This is a genomic window from Serpentinicella sp. ANB-PHB4, from assembly GCF_031432315.1.
GTDB lineage: Bacteria > Bacillota > Clostridia > Peptostreptococcales > Natronincolaceae > Serpentinicella.
This window is the reverse complement of record NZ_JAVKGO010000007.1, coordinates 24,474-40,316: the sequence shown is the minus strand read 5'-3', so window position 1 is coordinate 40,316 and position 15,843 is coordinate 24,474. Positions and strand designations below refer to the sequence as shown.

Sequence of the window (15,843 nt, the reverse complement as noted above, 5' to 3'; positions counted from 1 at the left end):
ACTGATCCTTTCTTATATTAAAGTGTTCTTTCTATGGTACCATCCGATCTATGGATAATAATATTAACATGTTTTTTCCCAACGATTTCTCTAGCTTTGTCTTCCGCTTCTTTTTTTGTTTCAAGAATATGACTTGCCCGATCCGCATTTTCCTTTTTTATCGCCCAACCATCTCGATGGGGGATCAAATGCATGTCATCTTCAGTATGTTTAGAAAGTTTTTGTTCCTCAACCCCTGCCCATCTCTTTGCCTGAGCGATCGCAATAGGAACTGCATTACCTTCCCCATAACCTTCTTCTACTAAGCTATTTGCAATTTCAATTGCTTTATCCCTTACCTTTTCTTCCAAATTTTTTAGTGCATCTGGATAATTATTTTTATCCCATGCCATGAAACATCACGTCCTTTCGTTTTTTTAATTTGCTAAAATGTCTCTTATTTAATCCATACCCAATAAAAATTGTACAAAACATAAGTAAGTGTACGAATGACTTGTCTTTATAAAGGATTAAGGATTATATTAATGGTTAAAGGGTATAAGTTATTAAAGTATGCTTAAATATCATATAGATTTCATACAATAGTATTATTAAAGGAGTTATTTATGATGATCTCAAATAAACCTAAAACATTTATGCTTCACTTAATTAAACAAGTACAACAAAATGAGGTAACTGCATTAGCAGCGCAAATAAGCTATTACCTTTTACTTGCTTTTTTTCCTTTTTTGATGTTCCTCATTACTTTATTAAACTATACCCCTTTAACAGACCAAGCAATGCTGGAGCAACTATCCCTAATTTTACCAGACCAAGCCTACAAAATGGTCATCGATATCATTAATGAAACAGTACGTGCTGGAAACGCCACACTATTGTCGATTGGTGTGATCGCAGCAATTTGGACTTCGTCTAAAGGTACAGCCTCTGTCATTCGTGCTATGAACAAGGCTTACAGAGTTGAAGAAGATCGGCCATTTTGGAAAACTAAAGGCATAGGCATTATATTTACGCTATGTTTGGCTTTTGTTATTTTATTTTCTTTAGGATTACTGGTTTTTGGTCAGGTGATCGGTGACTTGCTTTTTTCATCAGTTTGGATGACAGATATATTCAACCGGATATGGGCATTGGCCCGCTATATTATCCCAATCATTACTCTATTTGCAACCTTTGCCGCCTTGTATCGCTGGGGTCCTAACCATAGATTAAAATTTCGAGATATTTTATTAGGAACGTTCTTTTCAACCATGGGCTGGATTATTGCCTCATTAGGGTTTTCATTTTACGTAAATAATTTTGGAAACTTTGCCCGAGTATATGGCAGTATTGGTGGTATGATTGCCCTTCTATTATGGCTTTATATTAGTAGCATCATTACGCTACTAGGCGCAGAAATTAACTCCGCTTATACAACTTTGTACAGAAAATAAAAAGATTAGTTCCTTGTTATTAAGGAGCTAATCTTTTTTGTCTTGAGTTAGTTTACACTTCTAGGTGGCACCCGAAAACTCATCTGACTTGCTAACAACACATTTTCAGTCACTACTGAAGTATCCGTTAATAAATCGGCTACATGTTGCTTTTTTTTCGTAAAGGGTAGGGTAATATACAAGAAGAAATATGTTCTAAGCAAATATCGTCCAAACAATTCTCTAATAATTACCGTATACCATGTTAAAGATTCTTCTTTGAAGCAAACAACCCTTAATCCGAAAACCATTTTCCCTAGGGTCTGCCCCTTATTGAGCTTCGTCATTAAAATAAAGTACGCGTAGAAAATAATTGCTTGTAAAACAAATTCAGGAGTAAAACCTAAAATCCTATTATTTAAAGGTATGATTGTAAACAATGGATTCAATAAGATTCTTTGAAGACTTCCAACCACAATCATATCAACAATATAAGCAAAGCCTCTCATCCAAAAGCCAGCATAAAAAAAGTTAGGATACTGATGATATAAATTTGTATTAATTGTTTTTTTCATTTAAAATCCTCCGTATAAATACATAAGTCTTGGTGTATTCCCGTTATCATATAAATGAATCATACTACCGATCTTTTCTAATGGATTTGCTTCTTTTTTAATAAATGAGGTCATTCTATAATCTAACATATCAAAGAAAGAACGGTTTCCGTGTTTATAGGCAAACACCTCTGGGGTATCTAAGGCCAGGTCAGTCTCTAGTGCCTTTACAACATCATCAAAATAACCAATCTCATCTATTAAGCCTACTTCTTTTGCTTGCATCCCATCATAAATCCTACCATCTGCCAGCTGTTTTACTCTTTCTTCACTCATTCCTCTACCTTTTACGATCACATCAACAAAACGATCATAGCTGTTATCAATTAGTCCTTGTAGCACATTCTGCTCATCCTCCGTCATGGCTCTAGATATTGAACCAATATCTTTGTACTCACCACTTTTAATCGTATTATCCGTAATGCCATATTGCTCCATTAATCCAGCAAAATTCAAACTAGACATTACTACACCAATAGATCCTGTTATTGTCTCTTGCCCTGCAAAAATCTTATCTGCATCGGCGGATATGTAATAGCCACCACTTGCAGCCATATTACCCATTGAAACATATATAGGTAACTCAGTTTCCCCTCTTAGCTCTAGCATCTTATCTCTAATTTGGGCACTTTCGTATACGCCACCTCCTGGAGAGTTGACTTTTAGAATAATTCCTCTAATTGTAGGATCTTCTTTTATCTTATCTAAATTACTTAAAAATTGAGTATGATTATATCCTTCATTCCACAAGAAGCCTGCACCTGTATCAGCAATGGCGCCATTGACTTCTAATACCGCAATCCGATTTTGATGATCCCCACTTTTCACAACTACTTCCCCTGTTCCTACATCCCACCGGTTTGAAAATAGTCCTCTTGATTCCCCACTAGCCATTAGGGACACCATAAATAAAAATACGGATACACCGACAGCCACCCATCTTTTTGTGTTCATATCCAACCTCCTTAAATTTTAGTTATCTGTCTTAGATTTTGACTTGTTTTTAACATCATATTTAGCTAATACATTTTCTATTTCCTCTTTTTGCATAGGCCAAGCTTTAATTTCCACGGTATCACCAAAACCTAATAAGCTACTTTTTTTGTCTACCTTTAACTGCAATGTGTGGGGGCCATTCTTTCTTACAGTCGGCTCTACCCACATATATTCATCCACTCGCTCCCAATAAACAAACTGGTCTTTTAGTAAAATACCATCATCATACAAAATAGTTGGGATATCTTTAAATCCATCACTTCTATTCAATGCATAACAAACCATCCAAGCCCCAAAAACTACAGCTCGAAAAACGGTTTCTTGCGTATTATTTTCAAGTGCTTCAGTTACGAAGGGGAGTACAAACAATGAAACAGAAAACAATAATCCTATGAGCTTCAATAGTGCCCCTTGCATCCTTTTCTTGTTTTCCCCTTCTCCTTGAATAACCAAAGTTGGCCTTTCTTTTATTTCATCCATCACTTGTATCTGGTGTTTTTTTGATTTAATTCTATTTAAAATATTTGCTGAAGGAAGTACAATAATAATAGCAGCTATACTAGTACTACTGACCAACAATGCCAATATCCCTTCCAAAATTAATGAGAAATACCCCCCACCAAAATTTTCATCTAAGTCTAAAACATCTTCCCGCATATTCTATCACCCTGCCCCAATAGGAAATTTTTACTATATCATTGTAACATATTTTGAATATTTCTTCTAAGATTTCTTAATTACCTATCCTTACAATTACTTCCATGTTATACTTTATATAAATAATTTGAACTTTTTTTCTTTTTATTCGTTATATTTATAGGAGCTGTTGTGATGGAAGAACATATTTTAGTGGCCATGGCTCAAAAAGGGGACCGGGCTGCTTTAGAACGCCTACTCCAACAAAATTATGCAATTTTAAAGGGATATATGATCAAAATGACCTTAAAAGAAGATCTTGCCGATGATCTGACTCAAGATACCCTTCTAAAAGCGATGCTAAATATACAAAAGTATAAACCAACAGGAAAATTTTCCACTTGGTTAATTGCCATTGGAAAAAATATATATGTTGATAAATTACGGAAAGATAAGCGAATTGTCCCTCAAGAGAACCCTACGCTTAATAATGTTGATCTGGATTCGAATCTTGAAGAAAAGGTAATTAACAAAATAGAATTTGAAAAAATAAAGCAACATTTACGTTTACTATCCGAGGAAAAACGAAGTGTTTTTATTTTAAAACATTATTATGGTTACTCCTATAAAGAAATTGCAGAAATAGAAAAGTGTCCAATTGGTACAGTTAGATCTAGGTTGCACAATGCCATTAATCAGCTACAACAAATGCTTGAAGGGAGGGCTGTTAAGTGAACCCACAATGTAAAACCTATCAAAGTCAGTTAATCGATATACTTTATGACGAATCAGAACTTACAGCATCTATTCAGGAACATCTTGATCACTGCCCAGAGTGTGATCTTTATTGGTCAAAATTAATAGATACAAAAAAACAATTAGATCAACCACCTCTAGATGTTGAAATAGCATATAGTAAAATTCGACAGGCCACAGCCCAAGGGGAAGCAATTATTAATAAAAGAAAAAACCGAAAAGAATTAGGTCTATTCGTTGCAATTGCGATTTCCATATTTGCTTTCATTGGTTGGCTTTTTACCCAAGGCTATCAAAAAGAGATTATTTTGTTTCAATTGACAAGTACATTTGTTTTACCGATCATTGTACCCTTTATCGCAAAGCACCGTTATCAAAAAGGATGTGATTTGAATGATTGAAGAATTATCAGAAATTCCAGTTACATTGGGAATTTTAATCATAACACTACTTTTAATTCAGGCAACATGGATGTTTTATGATGCATCAAAGCGTGGGGAACCTAAATGGATCTGGGGATTTTTCGGCATGATAAATGTTCCCTCTAGTCTTATTATTTACCTAGTGACCACTAGAGTTATCATGAAAAAACAAACTTGTCCCCACTGTGAGAAATATATAGAAATGAAATCCACATTCTGTTCACAATGTGGTTCTAAAATAAACGAAAAGAATTAATCTGCTATCTAATTTAAAGGCAAGTCCATAAACTTGAATCAAAATAAAAGGCTAAAGAAACGTTTCTAGTTTCTTTAGCCTTTTTCTCTCTATGCAATCTCCATGTTTTCTACTCGCTTGATTGTACCAAATACAAATAGTCCGATCATCACAACAGTACTAATGAGTGTAATAAATAGATCATTGCTCATGGATAATTCAAACAGCCCTGCTTGAGAAATAAGATTTTGTGGCAGAAATTTTACTAAGTCACTGAAATTTGCTAGTAAAGGTATTAATATAAAGGTAATCACCAAAGTAGCTATAGCCCCAGCAACGCCTTTTTTCGTTAAACTAATTAAAAATATTAACAAGCTCAGGGCAAATATAAAGTATAGTGAAAATAAAGAACCACTCATTAAAATTTCAGCGATTGCTAAATCACTTGTTCCAAATAAAATGCCAGTGTAAAAGACATTTACCATAAAACATATGTTGATCACTAAACATAATACGATGCTGTAAAGTAAAAACTTAGAAAGTACGACATTTTTTATTTTAACTCCCTTTGAAATAGGAAGAATTAATTGCTTTTTTTGAATCTCATTGGCCATGATACTCATTAGTCCCAAAGTAACAATAATCATGCCGATCTGCGTCAAACTCCCCATATAGTTACGGAGCAACCCTTGTTGGGTGGTATCCATCATTTCTAACAGTGCAGGATCAATACCTTCACCCTCTAACATATAAGGAAGTAGCTTATACATAATCGGTTCCATAATCGCGAATATAAGAAAGGAAATACCAATAATTAAAAATTTAAAGGTTTTTATCCCCTCGAAAAACTCTTTTGCTAAATGTGCATTAAATATTTTCATGTTTTTTCACCGCCTTTATGAAGATATCTTCTAGACTTGTTTTTTTAGCTCGATATGAAAGTACCGGCACCTCTAAACCTGTAATCACTTTTAATAAGTTTTCTTTCGCCTGCTTCCGATCTTTTATAAAAACACTCAAAAATCGACCCTTCGTTTCAACCTTTTCTACCCACCAATTTTCTAATAGCGCACCCTTAACTTGTTCACAGTTTTCATCAAATTCTATCTCATAGATTGGTAAAACGTACTCCTCCATCAAGGTTTCTAAATCTTCTTCTAGCACCATTTTTCCTCCATGTAATATGCCAATGCGATCACAGGTTTTCTCCACATCACTTAAAATATGGGTGGATAGAAAAATAGTTGTCTTCGCATCCTTTAAAGAATAAATGATATCTAATATTTCTCGTCTGCCCTCCGGGTCTAATGCAGATGAGGGTTCATCTAAAAATAAAATTTTTGGTTGGTTGTATACAGCAACAGCTAAACCTAATCGCTGGCGCATTCCTCGAGAATAACCACCAATCCTTCTTTTTGCCCCTTCTTTCAAACCAACTAGTTCTAATAACTCATCATTGCGCTTTTCTATTTCTCCTTTAGAATAACCGCTTATTTTACCTATATAGGATAGATATTCTCTACCTTTCATATAAGTATAAAACTGAGGATCTTCAGGTAGATACCCAATCATCTCCATAATTTGCTGATGATTTTTTTTCATATCTTTTTGATCGATTAATATTTCCCCTTTAGTTGAATCAATCAATCCAGTTAATATATTCATTGTTGTTGATTTACCAGCCCCATTTTGACCCAGAAAACCATAGATTTCACCTTTTTTTACATGAAAGTCTATCCCTTTCAATACTTGATGCTGGCCATAGTTTTTATACAAACCTTTTACTTCAATCATGTTCTCATCTCCTAAAAATATAATTAACGCTTCTCTAATATTTTTTGTGACCAAAAATTAAAAATGATACTGGACCAATAAGAGAAAATACAATTATAATTGCAATCCAAGTTGCTTTTGTTAAATTCTGAACCCCATGTTTTAAAATTGATACGATACAAAATGCTTTTAATCCTAACTCTAAAAGAATTACTGGCATCAACAACATAATTATTTGCATTGTACTTAAATCATTAAACATTTTTACCCCTCCAATATTTTTTATTATTCTTTTTATAACTTTAACGTCTTGGCTCATCAAAAAGTTCATTATATTTTTAAAAATAATTTGTTAAAATTTAAAATTTATGAGACCATTACTTTACTTATGTGTCTAATAGGTAAGAGAGGATGTGATAGCATGGGCTATTCTGAGGAGGAAATAACGAAGCTTTTAAAAGATCAATCGGATTTAGCATTTAATGCCTTTGTAGAAACTTATAGTAATCAGCTCCTCAGGATTGCCTATGTTATCCTAGGAGACAAACAGCTGGCTGAGGACATTGTGCAGGAAAGCTTTTTAGCACTGTATCAGAATATAAACAACATCCGGGGCGATAGTACCCTAAAGACTTGGGTCACCCGGGTAACCATTAATAAGTCAAAAAATGTTATTCGTCGAAATAAATTTAAAAGTCTTTTTATATTAGATAAGCTTTCCTTAAAAGATCCTTCTCCTTCTCCTGATGAGGCACTAAACTTAACGGAAAGAGAAAAACATATTAAAACCTTATTAATGTCCTTACCTCTAAAATATAAAGACGTCCTTTATCTACACTATTATGAAGAAATGAAAGTAAAAGACATTGCCAAAGTTTTAGAAATTAGTGAATCGGGAATAAAATCACGGCTTCAAAGAGGACGTGAGCATATGAAAAAATTATTACAGGAAAGGGGTGCCTATTGAAATGAATAATAAACAAAACCTTAAGGACGAACAATTTAATCGTTTAATTAAAGAAACATTTGAAGCATCTGTTGCTTCAATACATGTAGACGATTCATTTAAAAATAAGTTATTAAGTATCCCCCAACAGTGTAAAAAACAGTCTGCTTGGTCTAAATTTCTTGAGCGAGAAATTACGCTCCCCCTGTTGCCCCTTTCTGCTTTTGCTGTAATTTTAATCTTTGTATCAACAATGACCTTAAGCACCTTTATTTTGCCTGGTGAGTTACCGGAACCTGAATTTGAGATTATAGAAAATTATCATCAATTCATAAGTTACGAAAATACATCGCATTTAAATAATTAATTGGAGGTGAAACTTTTGAAGAAAAAAATTAGAATAAAAGTTAAACATCTACTTGGCTTTGTGGGTATATCCCTCGCATGCCTACTTCTAACCTATGTGTTTTTACCATTTGCCATGTTTGCCATAGCTGAAAGGCATGAATATAAAGGCAATACAATTGCTGCAACCGTATACTATGATAGAATGAATCAGTACTTTCCTAACCATGGGAAAACAGCCCAGGCTTTAGAAAGGGCAGCACAACTTACCACGACGAAGAACTTGTTGATAATTTCATCTGTTGGCTATGGTCCCGGAAATGCATTATTAAGTCAGGGGCTAATAAGTGAAAAATCCGTACCTTACTACGAAGCATTGGCAGAAAGGTTTCCAAACACTTTTGAAGGTAATCGTGCCATGACACAACTGGCCCTACATCAGATTAGAAGAGAAATTAATGACAATAATGTTGAGGCGGCATATTCCCTTATGGAAAACCACTATGAATACTTATCCGATGATTCTACTGCTTATAACGATCCCACTTTACTGTTAGAATCCGTTACATTCCTAAAGGGAAAAGGTTTTTATGAGGAGGCAATCAAATTTCTAAGCTTTTATGTAGAAAATGATTCACAAAATGTAAAAATCTATGAAACCCTAGGTGATCTATATGCTATTGTGAACCATGAAGAAAAGGCCCTGCACTATTATACTGAAGCAATTAATGCGTTAGAGGAAATAAGAGAATTTGATACCCATTATATTGGGCAAGAAGATGGCACCACAAAACGATATACCGAAGTAGAACTGGAAAAAATATATGATAAAATCGAAAATCTTTCAGATACCCAATTATATAATGGGAGCATAACAGGACAAATCACCCTCAGAGAAGATGTATTTAAAGGCGTTAACGTATTTTTACAACCGCAAAAACACCAAAACATGAGGATTTTCACTCCTGTTTCAGGGGAAAACCTTTGGTCTATTAGTGATGATCATGGTAAGTTTTCTTTTAATAATTTGCCTCCCGGTAGATATAGCTTAGGTTTTGTACTTGATGTACCAGAGGTTGGTGATGTAGTACTAAAAGGGGGATTGCTTCCAGGACCGGATATTGAAGTTAAAGAAAATGAAAACCAACATCTAGCCTTTGAACTAGTAGATACCATCACTCCTTTATCACCACTAAATAATAAAAAGATAACTGGGGACAGTATTCATTTTAGTTGGGAGCCCTTTGAAGATGCAGCCTACTATACTTTGGAGTTAGGTACTTATAGTAAAAATGGCACCTACTCAAGACGTTATTCAGATTACAAATTCTTTACTAACGAAGCTACACTAACGATTGAAGAGCTAACTACCCTGTCATCAAGCATTATGGCCTTTGAAGAAGATGGTCCTGACCCGGATTTATTTTTAGGCTTTACCCACCCAAAAGGCAAATACTTTTGGGGCATTGCTGCCCACGATGAAGATGGTCATATTCTAAGCTCTTCACTAGGCTATATGAAAAGTCAAAATACGGACTTTCATTTTGAAGACAGAGCCTTAAGAATGGGTGACCAATATATTCTGCAAAAGAAATTTCTAAAAGCAATTGAAGCTTATGAATCGGATTTAAGTGAAAACCCTAATGATGTTTATGCCCTAACCCAGCTAGCAAAGCTCTACGGTTTTACCTATGGAGATGAAGATCTTTATCCCTATGCAGATTTAAACAAAGCAATAAAATATTATGAAAGACTTTATGAGATTACCAAAAACCCGGCACTTTTATACATTATTGAAGACCTTAAAAAACAAAGTTGATAGCTAGAAACAACAAAAACTTCAGGATAAGCTTTAGCTAGCCTGAAGTTTTCTGTTCTCTGACAATAATTATTAATATATAGTTTCTATTTCATTATCTATTATCTAATAAACTGGTAAAAGCAGTGATATAATAGTATAATATGGTATATACTACGATCTGTTTTAATATTTTAAGGAGGATACCCATGGACCGACCAAAAAAAATGATACCTTATCTATTACTATGTATAATTATTTTCTATATTTCTCCTTTATTACCAAAAACAAAAGATGCCTTAGTTATACAACTTATTTTTATATTTCCAATTACAAGCTTTTTCATTTCACTGATATATGCTCTTAAAAATAACACAAGTATTATTTTCTCATTAACAATAGGTGCTCTCTTTTTACCCACTCTATTTATTTATTATAATTTAACTGCCTGGATCTATGTTCCAGCCTATACTCTTTTATCTTTTATCGGAGTTAACCTAGGTAGATCGATTTCCTTATTTATAAAATCAAATAGTATTGAGAAATAATAAAATTGTCTAAGAAAACTAAAGAATAAACTAAACTATTAGATGCGATCAATCAAAAAAGGATGAGCTAGAGAAACTCAAGTGCATCCTTTTTTCTATTGATTTTATTATGACCTTTGCTCCCCTTCGTCCTTTGAACTACAACAGCCCTTTTTCTCTCCTTTAAATAAGTAAGCTATTAAACCTAAACCCTTCCTTCCCCTTATACTAAATGATTAAAATAAAATATAGCAAGCTGGGTCCGATCTCTTAATTCAAGCTTTTCTAAAATTATGCTTATGTAGTTTCTTACTGTTCCTTCACTTAAAAATAGTTCCTTTGCAATCTCTTTGTTTGAAAGCCCTTTAGAAACCAAAGAAATAATCTCAAATTCCTTTTCTAAAATCCCATAGTCATGATAATCTTTTTTACTTGTCTTATTGGACATAACTGACGGTAACTTATTAATGATTTCCTCACCGAAAACATTTTGTCCAGAATAAACCGCATTTAGTGCTGGTATAATGCTGTTGTAATGCTGTTTTAAAATGTATCCTTTAGCGCCGATCTTTAGAGCCGTAATGATATACTCATCATCTGCAAAAGTAGTTAAAAAAAGAATTTTTGCCTTGGGGTAACTATTTAATACTTCCTCTGCTGCTTCTAGTCCACTCATGCCGCCCATTCTAATATCCATTAATAGAATATCCGGTTGATGGGCTTTATAAAGGTTTATCCCCTCTTCCCCACTACTTCCTACTGCCAACACTTCAAAACCCTCATTCGCTTCTATAATCGTTTTTAATGATGATGAGACGAGGACATCATCGTCTACAATTACTATTTTCATATAATCCCTACCTCCATCTAAGATTAAACGTTATGGTTTCATAAATGAAATAAATATTTTAAATCCTCTAGACTGATCAAAATTGACGATTCCCTTTAGTGATCCTACCCGCTGCTTAATACTCTCAAGACCCATTCCTTTAAAGCTTTCTATATCCCCATGCTTATTACCATTATCATAAATAATTAACTGAAAAAGCTTAGGATGTTCATATAAACTTATGGAGACATGATCCGCATTAGAATGCTTCATAACATTTGATAAAGCCTCCTTGACGATTGCAATAATCGCGTATTTTGCTTTTGCTGGCATATCCCCAGTGACTTCGTAATTTAATTTTGCCTCACAAAATGTAAAGTTTTTAATTAACTTATTAATCTCTTCATAGAGGTCAATAGAGTGATCGTGAAGGTCATGAACGCTTCTTCTTATGGAATTCATTCCCTCATTTAAAGTATCTTTTACGACTTCAAGGCTTTTTACCGTGTTTTCTTCCTTACTTACAGCGGTAATGGCACCTATTTGTAAAATAGAGCTTGAAAGCAGATGCCCCACATTGTCGTGTATTTCCCGTGCGATTCTATTTCTTTCGTTTAATGTTGCAAGATTCAGCTCTGCATCTTGTTTAGTAACCAGCTCATTGATCTTTTTTTCTAAAGAAATAGACAGCTCCGTCAAGTAATCTCTTTGACGAATATAATCATCCCTAAGCTTTTTTTCATTAGTGGCCTGTACTTTTAAAAGAAATACAATACTACCCACAACTAATAAAATCCCAATAGTCCATGAAGATAGTTCGTTTAAATGTAATCCAAATGGAATTAACCCTAGTAGTATGATCCATTGGTGTTTTGTTTTTAATAAATCATAACCGATTAAAGGTAAAAAGAATACAAACGGACAATAAAATACCGAAGTGATTAAATAAGCTATAAATAAAGTTTTAGCCAATTTGTCGTTATTGAAATATTCTAATAATCCACTAATCCCTATTGCTACCGCCATAGCAATAATTCCTTGATAAGGCGTAAATTCAAGCAAAAGCACACCAGTTGTGCCAAAAAAAATAATAATCTTATTTAAAATATTGCCCATAAGCATCCCCACTTGCGTTATTTTTATTTCATTATATCAGAACATGGACTATTAGCAATATATGGTTTTATGACATTTGTCATGTTAAAGTTATGACAATTAACACTGACTAACTGCAAAAAATTTTAATACAATAAGACTATAAAGAGAGGAGAGGATAACATGATAGTAAAAATTGATAATTTAGTAAAACGATATGGAGATCTAATTGCACTTGATCATTTAAACATTGAAATTAAAGAAGGTGAAATTTTTGGTTTGCTTGGACCAAATGGTTCTGGAAAAACAACAGCAATAAATTGTCTATTATCCCTATTGAAATTTGACAAAGGTTCCATCAAGATCTTTGGTAAAGAGATGAAACCATCGGCTTACGACATTAAAAGAGACATTGGAATCGTAATGCAAAATGTAGCGGTATTCGACGAACTCACTGTCTACGAAAACATCGATTACTTTTGTGGGCTTTATGTAACGGATAAGAAAAAACGTAAAGAGCTAGTGGAAGAAGCTATCGAATTTGTAGCATTAAAAGACTTTGTTAAGTTCTATCCCCCAAAATTAAGTGGCGGCCTTTTAAGAAGACTCAACATTGCCTGTGGTATTGCTCACAAACCAAAGTTAATAATATTAGATGAGCCAACAGTTGCCGTTGACCCTCAAAGTAGAAATAACATTCTTGAAGGCATTAAAAAACTAAACGAACAGGGTTCAACAATCATTTACACTTCTCATTATATGGAGGAAATTGAGCAGCTTTGTTCAAGACTTGCTATTTTAGATAAAGGAAAGGTTATTGCAACCGGAACAAAAGAAGAAGTAAAAGGCATGATCTCCCTCGGAGAGAAAATCGTTGTAGAAACCTTTAATATAAGTGAAGATCATTTAAGTAAAATCCGTGAAATTCCTAATGTAACCGATGTTGAATTAAAGGAAAATATTTTAACCGTTAAACAAAAAAGTGGTGCAAGTAACCTTGTGAATATTATGCACTATATTGCAGAAAACGATATTAGCTACGGTAAAATTTACTCAGAATTACCAACACTAAACGATGTATTCCTTGAAATAACAGGAAAAGAATTAAGAGATTAAGGAGGTATACTATGTCATTTCACATTTTTAAATATAGTTTTAAATCCCTTATTAAAGATAAAATGGCTTTATTTTGGATGCTTTGCTTCCCCCTTATTTTAGCTACATTTTTTAATTTAGCATTTACAAACCTCTCTGCTATTGAAGGCTTTGAAAAAGTTGAGATTGCCATAACCACTGATCATACAATGCCAGAAGGACTAGAACAGGCCATGGAGGAAAGTAATCTTTTTACCCTATCTCACATGACAGAAGCAGACGCAAAGGAGCAATTATCGGAAAGTGAAATTACAGGATATCTAAAATATACAGATGGACTGGAACTTGTTATATTAAATACTGGTCTTAACCAATCTATTGCAAAAGTATTTTTAGATAATTACGTTCAAATATCTACAACTATTTATAATATTATAGAAGGAAATCCGCAACTAATTCAAACAGGTTTCCTTGAGGATCTAGATTTTAGCCAAGGCTTTACAGAGGAAGTGCCTGTAAATAATTCTTTAGATATGCTGGTGGTACACTATTATGCACTTATAGCGATGACCTGCTTATTTTCAGCGGTTGCTGGATGTTTTGCCACTGCCCTTATTCAAGCAGACCAAACCCAACTAGCTGCAAGAATTAATGTTGCACCGACACATAAACTAAAGGCTTTTTTATCCATGATCCCTGCTACAATCCTCTTTCAGTTTATGTCTACAGTTATTTTACTCATTTACCTTACACAGATATTAAATGTTAATTTTGGCGATCAAGTCCTTTACATCGTTCTACTATGCCTAGTCGGTTGTTTTACAGGCACCATGTTTGGTGCAATGTTTGGGTGCCTTACTAGATTTAAAACCGAAGTTAAAGATATGGTTGTATCCAATATTATTATGGTAATGTGCTTTTTATCTGGATTAATGGTTTTACAGATAAAATATATCATTCAGGAAAAAGCCCCAATTTTAGGCTATATTAATCCTGCAAACCTTATTACTGACGGACTTTATGCGCTTTACTATTATGACACTTATGAAAGATATTTCTTTAATCTTACCCTGCTAGGTAGTCTCGGCATAATCTTTTGTGCGATTTCAATCCTGGTTTTAAGGAGGCAAAAATATGCAAGCATTTAAAGCTTTTTATAAAATTGTACCACGAAAATTTCTAGGTGTTTTTATGGTCTATACAGTAATATTTGTTGGCCTATCAATCTTTTTTTCAAGGAGCGGAATGCCTCAGGTGGAGGATGCATTTGAACTTTCCGAGGTTAGTGTCTCTATTATAAACGAAGATCAGTCCCCATTAGCTAATGGACTGGAAAGTTATATTAACAGCATTGGAAAGCCAGTAGAAATTGAAAACGATGAAGAAAGCATTAAAGATGCACTTTTTTTCCGACAGACACAATTTATTGTTACTATTCCTGAAGGATTTCAAGATAGTTTTGCAACCTCGGAACATCAAAAAATTACTACGATGGCCGTGCCTGATTCAACAAGTTCAGCCTATGCAAAAACAATTATTGATAGTTATTTAAACACAGCAAGGTTATATATTTCAGCTAATCCAGAAATGCCTGTAGAAGAGATCCATGAAATGGTTCTTAAGGATATCTCAAAAGAAGCAGACGTCTCTTTCCTTGATAGAGCAGTTGCTAATGGCAATGGCATGGCAAATTTAAACGGTTATTTTAACTTTTTTTCCTATATATTACTTGCAATGCTAATATCCATGGTAGGACGAATTATGTTGATCTTCAATAATAAAGAAATTAAAATGCGTAATTATTGCGCACCTGTAAGTATTAAAAACTATAATTTACAGCTCGTTTTAAGTAACTTATCTTTAGCTTTTGTTATTTGGTTAATCTTTGTTGTGTTAGGATTTAGAATCAACGAGGGTACCTTTGGCCAAACTGGTTCATTTTTATTTATCGTGAATACGTTTGTCCTAACCATTATTTGTTTAAGTATAAGCTTCCTTGTTTCAAGCTTCGCAACAAAAAATTCAATAGACCCAATTGGAAACTGTTTATCCCTTGGATTATCCTTTTTAGGTGGATCCTTTGTACCTCAAGCGTTTCTAAGTGACCAGCTAAGAATCATCGGCATATTCAATCCAATATCCTGGTATGTAAGGGTTAACGACGCAATTGGAAACCTTACTAGCATTACACAATCATCACTACAACCAATTATTTATGGCATACTCGTTCAGTTAGCTTTCGCAGTTGCTTTATTAGCCATCGCACTAGTTGTCATTAAACAAAAACGACTTTCACATTAATACAAAAACATATTTAAAAGAAAACAGAGAAAAGCAGTTCGATTTATATGAACTGCTTTTCTC

The 15,843-nt window shown here is 33.8% G+C and carries 19 protein-coding genes; 10 read left to right on the top strand and 9 right to left on the bottom strand.

The genetic code is table 11. The features are described from left to right. Window positions 1–17: 17 nt before the first annotated feature. Complete coding sequence (locus RH915_RS07245) at window positions 18–392, bottom strand: DUF2188 domain-containing protein (RefSeq protein WP_310478942.1); 375 nt, start codon at window positions 390–392, stop codon at window positions 18–20. 216 nt (window positions 393–608) lie between these two features. Between RH915_RS07245 and RH915_RS07240 the strand changes: the two genes are divergently transcribed. Beyond that, a complete protein-coding gene (locus RH915_RS07240) occupies window positions 609–1,433 on the top strand; it encodes a YihY/virulence factor BrkB family protein (protein ID WP_310478941.1) in 825 nt (274 codons plus the stop codon). A gap of 47 nt (window positions 1,434–1,480) precedes the next feature. Here the strand turns inward: RH915_RS07240 and RH915_RS07235 are convergent, their stop codons facing one another. From RH915_RS07235 to RH915_RS07225, 3 genes are read right to left on the bottom strand one after another with little or no spacing between them, the layout of a single operon-like run. Beyond that, window positions 1,481–1,987 (bottom strand): RDD family protein, encoded by a 507-nt coding sequence (locus RH915_RS07235; protein WP_310478940.1) that lies wholly within the window; start codon window positions 1,985–1,987, stop codon window positions 1,481–1,483. Beyond that, on the bottom strand, window positions 1,988–2,980 hold the full coding sequence (gene sppA / locus RH915_RS07230; RefSeq protein ID WP_310478939.1) for a signal peptide peptidase SppA: 993 nt from the start codon (window positions 2,978–2,980) through the stop codon (window positions 1,988–1,990). It abuts the gene before it with no gap. An 18-nt stretch (window positions 2,981–2,998) separates the two neighbouring features. Further along, the gene (locus RH915_RS07225) at window positions 2,999–3,679 is read right to left on the bottom strand and encodes a hypothetical protein (protein WP_310478938.1); all 681 of its coding nucleotides are present in this window, start codon (window positions 3,677–3,679) and stop codon (window positions 2,999–3,001) included. A 174-nt stretch (window positions 3,680–3,853) separates the two neighbouring features. On the opposite strand from RH915_RS07225, the gene sigY reads away from it, so the two are divergent. Genes sigY through RH915_RS07210 form a run of 3 tightly spaced genes read left to right on the top strand, consistent with a single transcriptional unit; the run spans window position 3,854 to window position 5,092 of the window. Further along, the gene (sigY, locus tag RH915_RS07220) at window positions 3,854–4,393 is read left to right on the top strand and encodes an RNA polymerase sigma factor SigY (RefSeq protein ID WP_310478937.1); all 540 of its coding nucleotides are present in this window, start codon (window positions 3,854–3,856) and stop codon (window positions 4,391–4,393) included. Then, a complete protein-coding gene (locus RH915_RS07215; protein WP_310478935.1) occupies window positions 4,390–4,815 on the top strand; it encodes a hypothetical protein in 426 nt (141 codons plus the stop codon). Before sigY ends, RH915_RS07215 begins: the two co-directional genes overlap by 4 nt. After that, window positions 4,808–5,092 (top strand): zinc-ribbon domain-containing protein, encoded by a 285-nt coding sequence (locus RH915_RS07210; RefSeq protein WP_310478933.1) that lies wholly within the window; start codon window positions 4,808–4,810, stop codon window positions 5,090–5,092. The genes RH915_RS07215 and RH915_RS07210 overlap by 8 nt, the downstream gene beginning before the upstream one ends. Before the next feature lie 89 nt (window positions 5,093–5,181). On the opposite strand, the gene RH915_RS07205 is transcribed toward RH915_RS07210, so the two are convergent. Genes RH915_RS07205 through RH915_RS07195 form a run of 3 tightly spaced genes read right to left on the bottom strand, consistent with a single transcriptional unit; the run spans window position 5,182 to window position 7,106 of the window. Beyond that, window positions 5,182–5,952 carry a hypothetical protein gene (locus tag RH915_RS07205; RefSeq protein ID WP_310478931.1) on the bottom strand — a complete coding sequence of 257 codons (771 nt, stop codon included), beginning with the start codon at window positions 5,950–5,952 and terminating at the stop codon, window positions 5,182–5,184. Further along, window positions 5,939–6,865, bottom strand: coding sequence for an ABC transporter ATP-binding protein (locus RH915_RS07200; protein WP_310478929.1), 927 nt, complete (start codon window positions 6,863–6,865; stop codon window positions 5,939–5,941). Before RH915_RS07200 ends, RH915_RS07205 begins: the two co-directional genes overlap by 14 nt. A gap of 34 nt (window positions 6,866–6,899) precedes the next feature. After that, entirely contained in the window at window positions 6,900–7,106 is a 207-nt protein-coding gene (locus RH915_RS07195) for a PLDc N-terminal domain-containing protein (protein ID WP_310478927.1), read from the bottom strand. 159 nt (window positions 7,107–7,265) lie between these two features. Here RH915_RS07195 and RH915_RS07190 point away from each other — a divergent pair, with 159 nt between their 5' ends. From RH915_RS07190 to RH915_RS07180, 3 genes are read left to right on the top strand one after another with little or no spacing between them, the layout of a single operon-like run. Then, the gene (locus RH915_RS07190) at window positions 7,266–7,811 is read left to right on the top strand and encodes an RNA polymerase sigma factor (protein WP_310478926.1); all 546 of its coding nucleotides are present in this window, start codon (window positions 7,266–7,268) and stop codon (window positions 7,809–7,811) included. 1 nt (window position 7,812) lies between these two features. Next, complete coding sequence (locus tag RH915_RS07185) at window positions 7,813–8,157, top strand: hypothetical protein (RefSeq protein ID WP_310478925.1); 345 nt, start codon at window positions 7,813–7,815, stop codon at window positions 8,155–8,157. A gap of 15 nt (window positions 8,158–8,172) precedes the next feature. Beyond that, entirely contained in the window at window positions 8,173–9,954 is a 1,782-nt protein-coding gene (locus tag RH915_RS07180) for a carboxypeptidase-like regulatory domain-containing protein (RefSeq protein WP_310478924.1), read from the top strand. Window positions 9,955–10,683: 729 nt separating this feature from the next. On the opposite strand, the gene RH915_RS07175 is transcribed toward RH915_RS07180, so the two are convergent. Both RH915_RS07175 and RH915_RS07170 read right to left on the bottom strand, forming a co-directional pair. Then, complete coding sequence (locus RH915_RS07175) at window positions 10,684–11,310, bottom strand: response regulator transcription factor (RefSeq protein WP_310478923.1); 627 nt, start codon at window positions 11,308–11,310, stop codon at window positions 10,684–10,686. A gap of 30 nt (window positions 11,311–11,340) precedes the next feature. Continuing rightward, a complete protein-coding gene (locus tag RH915_RS07170) occupies window positions 11,341–12,405 on the bottom strand; it encodes a sensor histidine kinase (RefSeq protein ID WP_310478922.1) in 1,065 nt (354 codons plus the stop codon). Between the two features lie 162 nt (window positions 12,406–12,567). Between RH915_RS07170 and RH915_RS07165 the strand changes: the two genes are divergently transcribed. From RH915_RS07165 to RH915_RS07155, 3 genes are read left to right on the top strand one after another with little or no spacing between them, the layout of a single operon-like run. Further along, window positions 12,568–13,500: an ABC transporter ATP-binding protein gene (locus RH915_RS07165; RefSeq protein ID WP_310478920.1), complete on the top strand. Its 933-nt coding sequence runs from the start codon at window positions 12,568–12,570 to the stop codon at window positions 13,498–13,500. A gap of 11 nt (window positions 13,501–13,511) precedes the next feature. Further along, entirely contained in the window at window positions 13,512–14,627 is a 1,116-nt protein-coding gene (locus tag RH915_RS07160; protein WP_310478918.1) for an ABC transporter permease, read from the top strand. Further along, a complete protein-coding gene (locus tag RH915_RS07155) occupies window positions 14,614–15,780 on the top strand; it encodes an ABC transporter permease (protein WP_310478916.1) in 1,167 nt (388 codons plus the stop codon). Before RH915_RS07160 ends, RH915_RS07155 begins: the two co-directional genes overlap by 14 nt. Window positions 15,781–15,843: the final 63 nt, after the last annotated feature.

What these genes read in the sequence shown, in the direction of transcription:
- RH915_RS07245 (WP_310478942.1), bottom strand. Translation starts at nt 392, where the DNA reads ATGGCATGGGATAAAAATAATTATCCAGATGCACTAAAAAATTTGGAA.
- RH915_RS07240 (WP_310478941.1), top strand. Translation starts at nt 609, where the DNA reads ATGATCTCAAATAAACCTAAAACATTTATGCTTCACTTAATTAAACAA.
- RH915_RS07235 (WP_310478940.1), bottom strand. Translation starts at nt 1,987, where the DNA reads ATGAAAAAAACAATTAATACAAATTTATATCATCAGTATCCTAACTTT.
- sppA (WP_310478939.1), bottom strand. Translation starts at nt 2,980, where the DNA reads ATGAACACAAAAAGATGGGTGGCTGTCGGTGTATCCGTATTTTTATTT.
- RH915_RS07225 (WP_310478938.1), bottom strand. Translation starts at nt 3,679, where the DNA reads ATGCGGGAAGATGTTTTAGACTTAGATGAAAATTTTGGTGGGGGGTAT.
- sigY (WP_310478937.1), top strand. Translation starts at nt 3,854, where the DNA reads ATGGAAGAACATATTTTAGTGGCCATGGCTCAAAAAGGGGACCGGGCT.
- RH915_RS07210 (WP_310478933.1), top strand. Translation starts at nt 4,808, where the DNA reads ATGATTGAAGAATTATCAGAAATTCCAGTTACATTGGGAATTTTAATC.
- RH915_RS07205 (WP_310478931.1), bottom strand. Translation starts at nt 5,952, where the DNA reads ATGAAAATATTTAATGCACATTTAGCAAAAGAGTTTTTCGAGGGGATA.
- RH915_RS07200 (WP_310478929.1), bottom strand. Translation starts at nt 6,865, where the DNA reads ATGATTGAAGTAAAAGGTTTGTATAAAAACTATGGCCAGCATCAAGTA.
- RH915_RS07195 (WP_310478927.1), bottom strand. Translation starts at nt 7,106, where the DNA reads ATGTTTAATGATTTAAGTACAATGCAAATAATTATGTTGTTGATGCCA.
- RH915_RS07190 (WP_310478926.1), top strand. Translation starts at nt 7,266, where the DNA reads ATGGGCTATTCTGAGGAGGAAATAACGAAGCTTTTAAAAGATCAATCG.
- RH915_RS07185 (WP_310478925.1), top strand. Translation starts at nt 7,813, where the DNA reads ATGAATAATAAACAAAACCTTAAGGACGAACAATTTAATCGTTTAATT.
- RH915_RS07175 (WP_310478923.1), bottom strand. Translation starts at nt 11,310, where the DNA reads ATGAAAATAGTAATTGTAGACGATGATGTCCTCGTCTCATCATCATTA.
- RH915_RS07170 (WP_310478922.1), bottom strand. Translation starts at nt 12,405, where the DNA reads ATGGGCAATATTTTAAATAAGATTATTATTTTTTTTGGCACAACTGGT.
- RH915_RS07165 (WP_310478920.1), top strand. Translation starts at nt 12,568, where the DNA reads ATGATAGTAAAAATTGATAATTTAGTAAAACGATATGGAGATCTAATT.
- RH915_RS07160 (WP_310478918.1), top strand. Translation starts at nt 13,512, where the DNA reads ATGTCATTTCACATTTTTAAATATAGTTTTAAATCCCTTATTAAAGAT.
- RH915_RS07155 (WP_310478916.1), top strand. Translation starts at nt 14,614, where the DNA reads ATGCAAGCATTTAAAGCTTTTTATAAAATTGTACCACGAAAATTTCTA.